This is a genomic window from Streptomyces sp. NBC_00503 (genome assembly GCF_036346895.1).
Taxonomy (GTDB): domain Bacteria; phylum Actinomycetota; class Actinomycetes; order Streptomycetales; family Streptomycetaceae; genus Streptomyces.
The window spans coordinates 7,278,581-7,292,827 of record NZ_CP107855.1; the positions used below are offsets into that span (position 1 = coordinate 7,278,581).

Genomic DNA, 14,247 nt, shown 5'->3' on the forward strand with positions numbered 1-14,247 from the left:
AGATCCCGAAAGGCCCCCCACGCATGACCCTGCAGCGCCGGATCCTGATCCTCGTCTCGGCCATCGCCCTGCTCGCCGCCGTCGGAGCGCTCGCCGTCGTACGGGCCTCCTCGCGCGCCGACGAGAAGAACCAGGTCCAGGCCGGCGGGCCACCGATCACCCGGGGCGAGGTCTCCCTCGCCCCGGGCGACGGCGGCCGGCGGATCGTGTTCCGCAACATGGCCTGGGGGCCGCACCGCGACGAGCTCTCCACCGTGCCCGCCGACGCGCCCGAAGGCGCCCGTACCGCCTCCGCGGTCAGCTGCCTGCGCTTCCACTCCGCGGCCGGCACCGGGATCTGCCTCCAGGCGGAGAAGGGCGGGGTGCAGGACAGCTACAAGGCCGTCGTCCTCGACGCGCACCTGAAGGAGGTCTCCAGCCACCCGCTGGCCGGCATCCCCACCCGGGCCCGGGTCTCGCCCGGCGGCCACCTGGTCGCCTGGACGGTCTTCGTGGGCGGGGACTCCTACGCCGGCACGAACTTCTCCACCCGGACCTCGCTGCTGGACCTGCGGACGGGGAGGTTCGACGCCTCGCTGGAGGACTTCACGATCCACAAGGACGGCAAGACGTACCGCAACGCCGACGTCAACTTCTGGGGGGTCACCTTCGCGGCCGACGAGCAGACCTTCTACGCGACGCTCGCGACCGGCGGCCAGACCTACCTGGTCCGCGGCGACCTCACCGCGCGCACGGTGACCACGCTGCGCGAGAACCTGGAATGCCCGTCCCTGTCGCCCGACGGGACCCGGCTGGTCTTCAAGAAGCGGGTGCCCGGCCTGTCGCCGGACGCGCCGTGGCGGCTGTACGTCCTGGACCTGGGCACGATGGCGGAGACCCCGCTCGCCGAGGAGCGCAGCGTGGACGACCAGGTGGTGTGGACGGACGAGCGGACGGTCGTCTACTCCCTGCCCGGAGACTTCGGCGCCGACCTGTACGCGCTGCCCGCGGACGGCAGCGGAGCACCGGCCCGGTACATGACCTCGGCCCTCGCCCCCGCCTTCCTCGGCTGACGCCGGGAAGACGGGGGGAGGGGCGAACGGAGGCCGGGCACGGACCGGGTACGGCCCGAGCACGGGCCCGGCGCGGGCCGCGCCGGGCCCGCCGTCCGCGCAGAAGGACCGTTACGCCGGGATGAGCGTCTTGCGGCGCCGCTTGCGCTGCGCGCCCGCCGACATCCGCAGCTCGATGACCGACCGCACGGTGGGCCACTCCTCGTCGAGGATCGAGTAGAACGCCGTACTGCGGACCGCGCCGTCGAGGCCCCTCGAATGGGCCCGGCGGACCCCCTCGCAGGTGAACCCGAGCCGTTCCATCGCGGCGCGCGAGCGGCCGTTGCGGGCGTCCGCGCGCAGTGAGATGCGCCGCACGCCCCAGGTCTCGAAGGCATGGCGGAGCAGGAGCAGCTTCGCCTCGGTATTGATGCCCGTTCCCTGGGCCGCCGGGGACAGCCAGGTATTGCCGATCTCGGCGGCATCGGGGATCGCCGTCGCCGGATCGCCGAACGGGATCCCCGGCACGGCGGGCCACACCAGCGGCCCCTGCCAGTAATCGAGTTCCAGGAACCGGGTCGAACCGACCACCCGACCGTCGGTGGCTCTGACCACCGCGAAGGGGAGCGATCGACCCGCTGCCTGATCAGCGAGGGCACGGTCGATGTACTCGTGGGACGCCTGCAACCCGTGAGGTACGGGAGTGAAGGCGTAAGTCGTACGATCCTCGGCCCCGGCCAGGGCCAAGGCCTCGGTGTGGTGGGGGGCGAGGGGCTCGAGCCGCACGGAGCGGCCGGCGAGGAGTACGGGTACGGGCACGGAGCCTTCGGTCCTTCTGGGCGGTGGGGTGGTTGCACAGTCTGCGTCTCTGACGTCGCCCCCCGTGCAAAACACGGGTGAAAGGCAACGGGCTGTCAGGTGAACGCGAGTGGCTCAATGTAACTCCTTAAAGTGCTCTCATGAACCCCCTGATTGGCAATGGCGTGAACGTCTTTTTCGAGGACTTGGGTCCCCGCGACGGAGCCCCCGTAATCCTCATCCACGGACATCCGTTCAACCACTCGATGTGGTCCGCCCAGACGGCGGCCCTGACCACCGCCGGTTACCGTGTGATCACCCCTGACCTGCGCGGATACGGTCAGAGCCCGGTCGTGCCCGGCAAGACCCTGCTCGCCGACTTCGCCGATGATCTGGCCGCCCTGCTCCATTCCCTGGGCGTCGAACAGGCGGTCGTCGGGGGTGTGTCCATGGGCGGGCAGATCGCATTCGAGATGCGGCTGCGCCACCCGGGTCTGGTACGGGCCCTCGTGCTCAGCGACACCTCCGCCCCGCCGGAGACCGAGGAGGGCAAGACCTACCGCCGCGAGCTCGCCGAGCGGCTCATCGAGGAGGGGATGAAGCCCTACACCGACGAGGTCATGGACAAGATGCTCGCGGCGTACAACGTGACCGCGATGCCCGAGGCGGCGGCGAAGGTGACCGCGATGATGTACGCCACCGACCCCCGGGGCGCGGCCGCCGCACTGCGCGGGCGCGCCGAGCGGCCCGACTACGCGCCCGTGCTCGCCGCACTGCCGGCCTCCGTCCCCTGTCTGATCCTGGTCGGACGCGACGACGTCTACACCCCGGTCGCCGAAGCCGAGTCCATGCGGTCACTGGCCGCGCACGCGGTGCTCGCCGTGATCGAGGGGGCCGGGCACCTGCCGGGCGTGGAGCAGCCGGAGGCCTTCAACCGGGCCCTGCTGGAGTTCCTCGCGACACTCTGAGGGACGGGCGGGGGCGGCTCGCGGGGGCAGGGGCACAATGGCCCGGTCACACAGGTGGCGAATGGACCAACGGAATGGGCCATTCAGCTGGTCCAATGAGGGCGTGACGAACCGGATCCTGCCCCCGCCCGGAGTGCCGCGCCGACTGGCCGCCGCCCAGCTGAGCAACTCCGTCGGAGACGGCGCCTACTACGTGTGTTCGGCCCTCTACTTCACCCGGGTGGTGGGTCTCTCGCCGGCCCAGATCGGCCTGGGCCTCACGATCGCCTGGGCGGTCGGCTCGGTCGCGGGCGTCCCGCTGGGGGCGCTCGCCGACCGGCGCGGGCCGCGCGGCACCTCCGTGCTGCTGGCCGTGGCCACGGCCGCGTCCGTCTGCTCCTTCCTGTTCATCCGCTCCTTCTGGGCCTTCCTGGCCGCCGTCCTCGTCTACGCCACCGCCCAGTGCGGACTGGCCGCGGCCCGCCAGGCGCTGCTCGCCGGCCTGGTCGCCCCCGAGGAGCGGACCGGGGTGCTGGCCCACCTCCAGGCCGTGCTCAACGCGGGCCTCGCGGTGGGCGCGGCCCTCGGCGGACTGGCCCTCGGCGTCGGCACCGAGCGCGCCTACTTCGCCGTCTTCGCGCTCGACGCCCTGGCCTTCCTGCTGTGCGCCGCCGTCCTGCTGCGGCTGCCGGTGGTGGCGTCCGTCCCGGACCGGGCGGCGGGGGAGCCGCGCCTGGCCGTCCTGCGGGACCGGCCGTACGCACTGGTCACACTGCTCAACGCGGTCCTGCTGCTGCGCATGCCGCTGCTGAGCCTGGCCATACCGCTGTGGATCGTGGAGCGCACGCACGCCCCCGGCTGGATGGCGTCGGCGCTGTTCGTGCTCAACACCCTCGCCGTGATGCTGTTCCAGGTGCGGGTGGCCCGCCCGGTGACCGACCTGGACAGCGCCCGGCGGGCGGTACGGGTCTCCGGGCTGGTGGTGGCCGCCGCGTGCGGGGTGTTCGCCCTGTCGGCGCTGCCCCGGTCCGGGTGGGCGGCCGCGGCGATCCTGCTGGCGGGCGCCGCGCTCCAGGTGGACGCCGAGATGCGGCAGTCCGCCGGGTCCTGGCAGATCGGCTTCGGGCTGGCCCCCGCCGAGCGGATGGGCCAGTACCAGGGCTTCTTCGGCACCGGGGTGCCGATCGCCCGAACCCTGGGCCCGCTGGTGCTGACCTCGCTGCTGCTGCTCTGGGGGATCCCGGGCTGGCTGCTGCTGGGCGGGCTCCTGCTGGCGGCCTCGTACGCGATGGGTCCCGCGGTGCGCCGGGCGGAGGCCGCCCGCGGCGGGGCCGGCGGCAACGACGACGGCGACGACGGCGACGACGGCGACGACGGTGGCAACGACGGGGACGGGGCCGCGCGGGCCGCCGTACGGTCGCGGTAGCCGTCGGGGCGCCGCCTCGCAGGGTCACCGCCGGCGCGGGGCAAAAGCCCGCCCGGCCGGGGCCGTTCGGCGGCTCCGGGGGAGCCGAACGGTGCTACCGCGCGCCCGACCGGCGGTGTCAGTCTGTCTGCAGAGTGGTGCGCAGCCGGTAGCGGTCCCCGCTGTACTCCACGGTGGACAGCAGGAGCGGCCGCTGGTCACGCGTGTACACGGTCTGGTCGAGGACGAGTACGGGCGCGCCCTCGGCGATGCCCAGGTGCCCGGCGAGCTCCCCGTCGGCGGTGCGTGCCTCGATCGTGGCCTCGGCGCGGTCGGGCTCGACGCCCCAGCGGCGCAGCTCCTCGAAGAGGGAGGCCTCGCGGAAGTCGGTGCGGGTGAGGTCGGGCGCGAGTTCGGCGACCACCAGGGTCCGGTCGAGGGCGATCCGGACCTCGTTGAGCAGCCGGACCCGTTCGAGGCGCAGCAGCGGGGTGCCCGCGGGCACGTCGAGGCGGTCCGCGTCGTCGAGCGAAGCGGTGACCGTCTCCTGGTGCAGGACGACCGAGCTGGCGCGCATGTGCTTGCGGCGCGCGGTGGCGGTGAAGGACTCCAGGTCCTTGGGCCACTCGCGGGCGGGCGCGGGGGGCACGGGGGCGGCCACGAACCAGCCGCGGCCGTGCGAGGCGGTGACCAGGCCTTGGTCGACGAGGTGGGCCAGCGCGCGGCGCAGGGTGACGCGGGAGACGTCCAGCCGGGTGCAGAGCTCGCGTTCGGGCGGCAGCTTGCTGCCCGCGGACAGGCCGCGGCGCGCGATCTCCTCGCGGATCCGGTCCGAGGCCTGGGACCACAGGGGGTCGGAGGCGTTGACGGCGGAGGTGGCGGCGGCGATGGCAGCGTCGTCGGTCATGGGCAAAACATACCACTTGCTACCACTTCGGTTTGGCTTCTGGCCTCGTGAGGGCGGGACCTTGGGCCCCATCTTGATGTTTTGCATAAGACCACAAGAGACCACTGTTGACCAATTCAAAACCACTGACTACGTTCGAGTCGTCCCCACCACCCCGCTCGACGAGGAGTCCCGAGATGAGTACGGCCACCGTCCCGGCTGCCGCACCGGCCGCCGGAAAGAAGCCGGGCCGCGTCATGCCGGTCCTGCAGCGCATCGGCCGCAGCCTGATGCTGCCCGTGGCCACGCTGCCGGCCGCAGCCCTGCTGACCCGGCTCGGCGGCGCCGACCTGCTGGGCCGCGAGAACTTCCCGATGATCGTGCGGAAGCTCGCGATGGTCCTGGCGGCCGCCGGTGACACCGTGTTCGCCAACCTGCCGCTGCTCTTCGCGGTCGGCGTCGCCATCGGCTTCGCGAAGAAGTCCGACGGCTCCACCGCCCTGGCGGCCGTGGTCGGCTACCTGGTCTTCAAGGCCGTCCTCGCCAGCCCCGCCTTCCCCAAGGGCGTGGACGGCGAACCGCTCGACGCCAAGGTCCTCGGCGGCATCGTGATGGGCCTGGTCGCGGCCCTCCTCTACCAGCGCTTCAGCCGCACCAAGCTGCCCGAGTGGCTCGGCTTCTTCGGCGGCCGCAGGCTCGTGCCCATCCTGAGCGCCTTCGCGGGCGTCGGCATGGGAGTGGTATTCGGAGTGGTCTGGCCGACCGTCGGCGGTTGGTTCTTCCACTTCGGCGAGTGGCTGGTCGGCACCGGCGCCTGGGGCGCGGGCCTCTTCGGCCTCGTCGTCCGGGCCCTCATCCCGATCGGGATGCACCACTTCTTCTCGGTCTTCCCCTGGTTCGAGGCCGGCAGCTTCGTCAACCCCGCCACCGGCACCGAGGTGCACGGAGACATCGCCCGCTTCCTCGCCGGCGACCCCACCGCGGGCCAGTTCATGACCGGCGGCTTCCCGATCTACATGTTCGCGCTCCCGGCCGCCGCCATGGCCATCGCGCACACCGCCCGCCCCGAGAACCGCACGATGATCAAGGGCATGATGATCTCCGTCGCCCTGACCTCCTTCGTCACCGGCGTGACCGAGCCCATCGAGTTCGCCTTCATGTTCGTGGCCCCGGTCCTCTACGCGATCCACGCCTTCCTCTTCGGCGTCTCGATGGCCGTCTGCTACGCCCTCGGCATCCGCGACGGCTTCGGCTTCTCCTCCGGCGCCATCGACTACATCGTCAACTACGGCATCGCCACGAAGCCCTGGATGCTCATCCCGATCGGCCTGGCCTTCGCCGCCATCTACTACGTGCTCTTCCGTTGGGCGATCGTCAGGTTCGACCTCCCGACTCCGGGCCGCGAACGGGACGAGGAAGCGCAGCCGCAGCGGGACGCCAAGGCCGACGCCTCCGCCTGATCCCGCCGCTTCCCCCTCGTACCCGCCCGCCCAGGCTTCCCCAGACCCGCTAAGGACCCCCACCATGTCCGGATCCCGCATCACCTTCCTCGAAGGCCAGGCCGACCAGGGCGCAGCCCTCGCCCGGATCGCCGACCGCGTCCGCACCCAGCTCGCCACCCCCGAGCTGGCCGGCCTGCGCGGCGCCGAACGCCCCCTCTTCACCGGCATCGGCGCCTCGTACGCCGCCCTCGCCGTCCCCGTACAGCAGCTGCGCGAAGCCGGGATCGTCACCCAGCGGGTCCTGTCCAGCGAGATCGAGACCGGCACCGAAGGCTTCGACACCGACTGCCTCGTCGCCGTCTCCCAGGGCGGCCGCAGCTCCGAGACCATCGCCGCCTTCGAGTGCGCCGCCCCGGGCATCACGAAGACCGCGCTGCTCAACGTGGTCCCGTCCCCGCTCGGCGACCTCGCCGACCTGACGGTGGACCTCGGCAACGAGCCCGACTCCTACGCCTCGACCATCGGCTACACCGGCACCGTCGTCGCCCTCGACCTGATCGCGGGCGCCGTGGCGGGCCGCGAAGGCGACCCGTGGGGCGAGATCGCGGAGCAGACCACTGCGGTCCACCAGCAGGCCACCGAGGTCGTGGCGGGACTGCGCGAGCGCGGCGCCCGCTGCATCGCCTCCGACGGCGTCGCGGCCGGCGCCTCCCGGGCCTCCGCCGAAGAGGGCGCGCTGCTGCTGCGCGAGGTGGTGCGGATGACCGCGGCCGCCTCGGCGACCCGCAACTACCTGCACGGCGAGATGGAGTCGGCGGGCAACACCCTCCACCTCGTCTACGGCGACGGGCGCGAGATCGAGCTGGCCCGCTCCCTCGCGGGCGCCGGCCACCTCACCCTGCTGATCACCACGGTCGGGACCGACCCGGCGGACAACCTGTCGGTCGTCCGGCTCCCCGAGGTCGCGGACGCGGTCCGGGTGGTCCTGGAGACGGTGGTCCTCCAGGAGCTGGTCGCCCAGCTCAGCGCCGAGCGGAACGTCCCGATCGAGTCCTTCGTCTTCGCCAACGACGACACCAAGCAGGGCGGCCTCGACATGTCCGACTTCGAGGTGGCGGCCTTCACCCAGGCCTAGGCCGTCTCTTTCGGACCCTGCCGGGTCCGCTTCGTCCGGCACCGCACCTCGCCGAGCTGCCGGGGCACCCGAGTACGTCCAGTACGCGGGAGGCCCCGGCAGATCCGACAGTGGGCTAGCTTCGTCGTAGACGCACGCGTGGAACGGGAGTGGCGGACGACGTCCGGCACAGGAGAGGTTGGCAGCGGCCATGAAAATTCCCCGCACGGCCCATTCCGACCAGCCGTGGCGGATCCACGAGTTCACCGGCGACTTTCGAACCGAGGACGTGTGGTCCTTCCGCACCCCCGGTGCCGGCCCGGACGACTTTCCCGTCATGCTCGCCGCGATGCAGACAGCCGACGGATCCGCCCAGCAGCCCCGTGCAGTCCGGTTCCTGTTCGCGGCGCGCCGGAAGTTGGGTGCCCTCCTCGGTTGGGACAAGCCCAAGACGAGCCTCGGGAAGCGGGTTCAACCACTGTATGACCGCCTGCCAGGCGATCTCCGTGGGACCGTCGACGTCTCCGACACCAGCGGCGCCCCGTTCACCCCCGTGTACCTGCTCCACAACGAGTCCGTCCGCGAACTGGCGAACAAGACCTGCCACGCCGTCATGCACCTGGGGTGGGTGCCGACCGGAGGCGGCGAATACGAACTGCGAATGGCGATCCTGGTCAAGCCCAACGGCCGGTTCGGACGGGTGTACATGGCTCTCATCGCACCGTTCCGCTACCTGATCGTCTACCCCGCGATCACCCGGCAGTGGGAGCGAGCCTGGCGGGACCGCGAGCTTCCGCCCGCCCCGAACGTCGGTCCTCGGACCCGGGAGCCGTCAGCCTGAGCCGCTGCTCAAGTGCCGGTGCCGCAGCGCCGCCTGAGATCATCCGGGCATGGACTTCACACCGGTACTGCGGCAGCTGCGCTCCGTCGGGCCGTTCTTCACCGTGGCGTACGGGAAGGAGCCGCCCGGGCCCGGCTTCCGCCCGCTCACCGAGCTCTACGGGCAGCAGCTCGGGGCCTACGTGGACGAGATCGGGCGGCGGCTCGGGAGCGGCCCCGGGCGGGTGGCCGCCTCGACCGCCCAGTTCGGGATCGCCTCCCGGCTCTGGTCGATCGCCCTGGGCGGCGCCGCCCTCTCCGGCCGGGCTCCGGACCTGGGCCCCGACCGGGTGTGGTGGCGGCTCCCCGGAGCGGGATCGCTGGAACTGTGGCTGCCCGAGCCCACCGCACTGCCCGCCGCACTCCCCGGCGAGGCACCGGCGCTGGCGCGGTCGCTGGCGGACACCGTGCTCACGGACAACCTCGCCCTGCTGGACGCCCAACTGCGCACCCGGTTCGGAGTCTCGCCGCAGGTGCTGCGCGGGAACGCCGCCTCCGGGCTGGTCGGCGCGGTGCGGGTGCTCGGAGACCGGGTGCCGGGGGAGGCGGCGGCGGTCCTCGCGGCCGAGCTGCTCGCGGACGGCGGGCCGCTCGGAGCCTGCGGCACCTTCGTCCACGAACCCGGCCTCGGGGTGGCCTTCGTACGCCGCAGCTGCTGCCTGTACTACCGGGTGCCGGGCGGCGGCCTCTGCGGGGACTGCGTGCTGCGGACCCGCTAGGCCATAGGGCCGTTCGGAGCAGTGCGGGGTGTGGCGGCCGGGGACTCGCCCGGCGTTGCTCCTACCTTCCCTGCCATGACTCGAGCTCAGACATCGCACGGGGACCCGTCCGGGATCTCCCGCCGGGCAGCCCTGACCGGACTGGCAGCCGGGGCCGGGACACTCGCCGCCGGGGCGGGCGCCGCGGGACCGGCGGCAGCCGCCGCTCCGGCGGGTACCGGCATCGGCGCCGGCGTCGTCGCAGCGGTACCCGATCCCGCACGCGGAGCCGTGGAACTCTTCGCCGACCCGGGATTCAACTTCGCCGGCCTCTTCGCCCTGGGCGCCGCCGGCATGCGCGCCTCCGAGGTCGGCGAGGTCCTCACCGCCGTCGACGCGATCAACGCCGCCGGACCGTCCGAGCAGACCTTCACCGACACCTTCCGCGGCTGGGGCGACCGGCTCGCCACGCCCCCGGCCGCCGGCCGGCACGGCCGGGAAGTCCCCTCCCAGACCCGCCGCTTCCGCGCGCTGCGGGCCGCGCAGTACTACGCGCAGGCACTGTTCCACGTACTGGGCACGGAGCGGCCCGGTGACGAGCAGGAGGTCTATCTCGCCGGGCGCCGCGCCTGGGACACCTTCACCCAGCTCTGCTCCCCGGCGGCCGTCCGCGCGAAGGTCCCGTACGGCGGGACGCACCTGCCGGTGTGGTTCTTCCGTCCCGGGGGCGCGGACCCGTCCGAGCCGCGACCCACCGTGATCCTCACCAACGGCAGCGACGGCCAGAATGTCGACATGTGGACCTACGGAGTGTCCGCCGCCCTGGACCGGGGCTGGAACGCCCTGGTCTACGAGGGGCCGGGCCAGGGCCAGTTGCTGTTCGTCGAGGGGATCCCCTTCACCAACCGCTGGGAGAGGGTCGTAGGGCCGCTGATCGACTGGCTGGAGGAGCGCAAGGACGTGGACGGCGCCCGCATCGCGCTCACCGGACTCAGCATGGGCGGCAACCTCGTCGCGCGCGCCGCCGCCTTCGAACCCCGGATCGCGGCCCTGGTCTGCCAGCCGGGCTGCCTCAGCCCGTGGCTGGCCTTCCCCGAGGAGCTCCGCGACGTGGTCACCGCGGACAAGGCGCGGACCAACCGGCTGTGGAACGACGAGCTCGTCCCCGCACTCACCCCGAGGCTCGCCCGTACGGTCAAGAAGCGGTTCGAGATCTTCTCCGGGGAGGCCCTGCGGGAGGCCCGCGCGGGGCGGGTCCTCACGGACCTGTGGACTCCGGCCCGGCTGGCCATCAGCCTCGACGTCACCGCCGCGGTGCCGAAGATCAAGGCGCCCGCCCTGGTCCTCGACTACGACTTCGAGCAGTTCTACCCGGGCCAGCCGAAGCAGATGTACGACCTGCTCCGCTCGCGCCGCGAGTACGTGAAACTGACGGAGGCCACCGGGGCGCAGTTGCACTGCTCCCCGATGGCCCCGCAGCAGCACTGCGATGTCGTCTTCGACTGGCTGGCCGACGTACTGCACCGCTGATGGATCGGATCGGATCGGATCCGGTCGGACGGACCGACTAGAAGGTCAGGTTCCAGGCGTCGATCTTGCCGGTGTCCGCATTGGCGTTGTCGTTGACGCGCAGCGTCCAGACACCGTTGGCCACCTCGGAGGAGGCGTTGACGGTGAAGGTCTGGATGATGTTGTCCGTGCTGCCGCCGGCCCGGTTGCTCAGGGTGTAGACCGAGCCGTCCGGAGCCACGAGGTCGACCTTGAGGTCACCGATGTAGGTGTGCTTGATGTCCACGCCCACCTTGAGGGTGGCCGGCGCGTTGCCGGTCACTCCGCTGACGGTGATCGTGCTGTCGACGGTCGCGTTGTCGTTGATCGCGAAGTCGGTGAGGTTCTCGAAGTACTTCCCGGGCGGCGGGGTGGCGCCCACCGCCTTCAGGGCGTCGACCTGGCCCTCGCCGAAGAACGAGTTGTTGGCCGTGGTGCCGGTGCAGCGGGTGTCGGACGGGCAGGCCGTGTCGTTGGCCTGGGTGGCCAGCTTGTCGCGGATCTGCGCCGGGGTGATGCCCGGGTTGGCACTGGCGATCAGCGCCGCGACGCCCACGACGTGCGGGGTGGCCATCGAGGTGCCGCTCTTGGTGCTGTAACCGCCGCCGGGGGCGGTGGAGTACACGTTGCTGCCGGGGGCCGCGACGTCGATGACGCCCTGGCCGAAGTTGGAGAACGAGGCCTTCGTGGTGCCCGTGCCGTTGGCCGCGACCGTGACCACGCCCGGGAGCTCGGTCGGGATGTCGAGGCAGGCGTTGGTGATGGTGCGGGTGGTCGGCGTGGAGTCGTTGGGGCTCGCCGAGTCGGTGGTCTTGTGGGCGAGGTCGTAGTCCTCGTTGCCCGCGGCGGCGACCTGGAGCGAGCCCTTGCCCTCCGCGTACTCCTGGGCGCGCTTGACGCCCTCGATGATGGCGGCCTGGTCGATGTTGTCCGGGCAGTTGAACTGCCACGGGTCCGTGTAATAGCTGTTGTTGGTGACCTTGAAGCCGTGGTCGCCGGACCAGACGAAGGCGCAGATGGTGTTCTCGGCGAAGAAGAAGGAGTTGCCGGGCTCGGCCACGCGGACCGAGGAGATCTTCACGCCCGGCGCGACGCCGACGACGCCCTTGCCGTTCTTGGCGGCGGCGATGGTGCCCGCCACGTGGGTGCCGTGGGTGTCCACGTCACGCCAGGCGCCGACCCGGGTGTCCGGCTTGCCGTAGGCGCAGGAGGCGGAGTCGGCCGCGTTGAAGTTCGGCGCCAGGTCCTGGTGCTGGTCGTCCACACCGGTGTCCAGGATGCCGACCTTGACCGAGGCGGAGCCCGGGTTCACGGCCCAGGCCTGGTCGGCCTTGATCTGGCTCATGTCGGCCCGTACGGGTTCGCCCGCGGGGGTCGTCGACTGCGCCGGGTTGGCCGGCAGCGCCGGGTTGTAGGCGTCGGCGGGGACGTCCGAGGTGCGCGTGGCGCCGACCTGCTGGACTCCGCTGACCCCGCGCATGGTGGTGGCGAAGGTCGCGGAGGCCGAGTGGGCGACGATCACGCCGATGGAGTCGAAGGTGGAGAAGACGGTGCCGCCGTTGGCCGTGATGGCGTTGCGGACCGCGGTGCTGTCACCTGCGGCGGTGATCACCAGGTAGGCGCGGGTGCCGGCAACCCAGGTCGCACTCTGGGAAGTCGGCGCCGCGGCCAGGGCCTTGGCGGGTGCGGAGGTGACGGGGGTGCCCGCCGGGGAAACGGGCTGGGTGCCGGCCAGAGCGGCCGGGGCCCCGAAGGCCAGCGCGCCGAGGGCGGCGGCGAGCACGAGGGTGCGTCGAGGTCGGCTGGATATGTGGGGTATCAATGCGTCCTCCGAAGACGGCCCGGGGCGCGGGTGGCACCTACCGGTCCGTACGAAACGAGTGGTGGACGCAAGATGTCAGACGTCTGCACCGATATGGAAGTACCTTTTACCGCAGGACGGTTGGTCTGAACTTGGCTGAATATCGACGCTGGAAGAGGTGTCGGAACAGGCCGGGCTGGGCACCGTGGGGGCGAGCCCTGCCCGGCCTGTCCCTTTCGGGCGCCCCCGCTAGGCGGGTACGCCGTCCTTGGCGCCGTCCGGCTGGACGGGAACGGCGGCGGTGGGTCCGTGGTCGTCTTCGGTGAGCGTGGTCTCGTCGAAGGGCAGTCGGCCTGCGAGGACTTCGGTGGCCCGGGCCCGGTCGAACTCCTTGGTCCAGGTCCCGATCAGCACGGTCGCGATGGCGTTGCCCGCGAAGTTCGTCAGTGCCCGTGCCTCGCTCATGAACCGGTCGATGCCCACGATCAGGCCGACGCCGTCGACCAGTTCGGGCCGGTGCGACTGGAGTCCTCCGGCCAGCGTGGCCAGACCCGCGCCCGTCACCCCGGCCGCGCCCTTCGAGGCCACGATCATGAACAGCAGGAGCGAGATCTGCTCGCCCAGCGCGAGCGGCTTGTCCATGGCCTCCGCCACGAAGAGCGAGGACATCGTCAGGTAGATCGCGGTCCCGTCCAGGTTGAAGGAGTAGCCCGTGGGAACCGTGATGCCGACCACCGGCCGGGACACCCCGATGTGCTCCATCTTCGCGATCAGCCGGGGCAGCGCCGACTCCGAGGAGGAGGTGGACAGGATCAGCAGGAGCTCCCGGCCCAGGTAGCGCAGCAGGGCGAAGACGCTGATCCCCGTACACACCCGCAACAGGGTGCCCAGGACCACGAAGACGAAGAGCAGACAGGTCACGTAGAAGCCGATCATGATGACGGCCAGGGACTTCAGCGCGTCCATCCCGGTGGCTCCGACCACCGCCGCGATCGCGCCGAACGCGCCCACCGGCGCCGCCCACATGATCATCGCGAGCACCCGGAACACCAGCTTCTGCACGTGCCCGATCCCGCGCAGTACCGGTTCGCCCGCCGGGCCCATCGCCTGGAGCGCGAACCCGCACAACAGAGCCACCAGCAGGGTCTGGAGCACCTGGCCGCCGGTGAAGGCCGACACCAGCGTGGTCGGGATGATCCCCAGCAGGAACTCCGGGGTGCTCTGCGCCCCGCCCGCCTTGGCCTGGGCCTCCCCGGCGTGCCGGGCGGCCTCGGTCAGGTGCAGTCCGCTGCCCGGCTCCAGGAGGTTGCCGACCAGGAGCCCGATGGCCAGCGCCACCGTGGACATCACCATGAAGTAGCCGAGCGCCAGCCCGCCCACCGCACCGACCTTGGCGGCCTTGCGCACCGAGCCGATGCCCAGCACGATCGTGCAGAAGATCACCGGCGAGATCATCATCTTGATCAGGTTGACGAAGCCGGTGCCCAGCGGCTTGAGCTCCACCGCCACGCCGGGCGCGGCGAAGCCGACGGCGATGCCGAGCAGTACGGCGCCGATCACCGCGATGTACAGATAGTGCGTCTTGTCGCGCCTGGCGGCCACGCTGCCTCCTGGTTGTGCCTGGCCTCCGGGTGGTGAAGGCGTCCCGGGAGACCATCGCCCGCCGCTGTGACCCCGGTCACCCTTGCGTTCATAGAG

Annotated in this window: 12 protein-coding genes; 8 read left to right on the forward strand and 4 right to left on the reverse strand. The window is 71.7% G+C overall.

Annotated features, from left to right (window positions below; translation table 11 throughout):
- Positions 1 to 23: 23 nt before the first annotated feature.
- Positions 24 to 1,052, forward strand: coding sequence for a hypothetical protein (locus tag OG490_RS33215; protein ID WP_330299972.1), 1,029 nt, complete (start codon positions 24 to 26; stop codon positions 1,050 to 1,052).
- Positions 1,053 to 1,163: 111 nt separating this feature from the next.
- Here OG490_RS33215 and OG490_RS33220 read toward each other — a convergent pair whose 3' ends face one another.
- Positions 1,164 to 1,850, reverse strand: a complete 687-nt coding sequence (locus tag OG490_RS33220) for a GNAT family N-acetyltransferase (RefSeq protein WP_330299973.1) — start codon at positions 1,848 to 1,850, stop codon at positions 1,164 to 1,166.
- A gap of 140 nt (positions 1,851 to 1,990) precedes the next feature.
- On the opposite strand from OG490_RS33220, the gene OG490_RS33225 reads away from it, so the two are divergent.
- Positions 1,991 to 2,797: an alpha/beta fold hydrolase gene (locus tag OG490_RS33225; protein ID WP_330299974.1), complete on the forward strand. Its 807-nt coding sequence runs from the start codon at positions 1,991 to 1,993 to the stop codon at positions 2,795 to 2,797.
- A gap of 103 nt (positions 2,798 to 2,900) precedes the next feature.
- Positions 2,901 to 4,202 carry an MFS transporter gene (locus OG490_RS33230; protein ID WP_330299975.1) on the forward strand — a complete coding sequence of 434 codons (1,302 nt, stop codon included), beginning with the start codon at positions 2,901 to 2,903 and terminating at the stop codon, positions 4,200 to 4,202.
- Between the two features lie 118 nt (positions 4,203 to 4,320).
- Here OG490_RS33230 and OG490_RS33235 read toward each other — a convergent pair whose 3' ends face one another.
- Positions 4,321 to 5,088 (reverse strand): GntR family transcriptional regulator, encoded by a 768-nt coding sequence (locus tag OG490_RS33235; protein WP_330299976.1) that lies wholly within the window; start codon positions 5,086 to 5,088, stop codon positions 4,321 to 4,323.
- Positions 5,089 to 5,264: 176 nt separating this feature from the next.
- On the opposite strand from OG490_RS33235, the gene OG490_RS33240 reads away from it, so the two are divergent.
- From OG490_RS33240 to OG490_RS33260, 5 genes are all read left to right on the forward strand, one after another.
- Positions 5,265 to 6,527 carry a PTS transporter subunit EIIC gene (locus OG490_RS33240; RefSeq protein WP_330299977.1) on the forward strand — a complete coding sequence of 421 codons (1,263 nt, stop codon included), beginning with the start codon at positions 5,265 to 5,267 and terminating at the stop codon, positions 6,525 to 6,527.
- 64 nt (positions 6,528 to 6,591) lie between these two features.
- Positions 6,592 to 7,644 (forward strand): SIS domain-containing protein, encoded by a 1,053-nt coding sequence (locus OG490_RS33245; protein WP_330299978.1) that lies wholly within the window; start codon positions 6,592 to 6,594, stop codon positions 7,642 to 7,644.
- Positions 7,645 to 7,834: 190 nt separating this feature from the next.
- Positions 7,835 to 8,464, forward strand: coding sequence for a DUF2867 domain-containing protein (locus OG490_RS33250; protein WP_330299979.1), 630 nt, complete (start codon positions 7,835 to 7,837; stop codon positions 8,462 to 8,464).
- A gap of 49 nt (positions 8,465 to 8,513) precedes the next feature.
- Positions 8,514 to 9,221: a (2Fe-2S)-binding protein gene (locus OG490_RS33255; protein ID WP_330299980.1), complete on the forward strand. Its 708-nt coding sequence runs from the start codon at positions 8,514 to 8,516 to the stop codon at positions 9,219 to 9,221.
- A 75-nt stretch (positions 9,222 to 9,296) separates the two neighbouring features.
- Positions 9,297 to 10,730: an alpha/beta hydrolase family protein gene (locus tag OG490_RS33260; protein WP_330299981.1), complete on the forward strand. Its 1,434-nt coding sequence runs from the start codon at positions 9,297 to 9,299 to the stop codon at positions 10,728 to 10,730.
- A gap of 37 nt (positions 10,731 to 10,767) precedes the next feature.
- Here the strand turns inward: OG490_RS33260 and OG490_RS33265 are convergent, their stop codons facing one another.
- Both OG490_RS33265 and OG490_RS33270 read right to left on the reverse strand, forming a co-directional pair.
- Positions 10,768 to 12,531, reverse strand: a complete 1,764-nt coding sequence (locus OG490_RS33265) for a S8 family peptidase (protein WP_330301159.1) — start codon at positions 12,529 to 12,531, stop codon at positions 10,768 to 10,770.
- Positions 12,532 to 12,798: 267 nt separating this feature from the next.
- Positions 12,799 to 14,151 carry a cation:dicarboxylate symporter family transporter gene (locus OG490_RS33270; protein WP_330299982.1) on the reverse strand — a complete coding sequence of 451 codons (1,353 nt, stop codon included), beginning with the start codon at positions 14,149 to 14,151 and terminating at the stop codon, positions 12,799 to 12,801.
- Positions 14,152 to 14,247 lie beyond the last annotated feature (96 nt).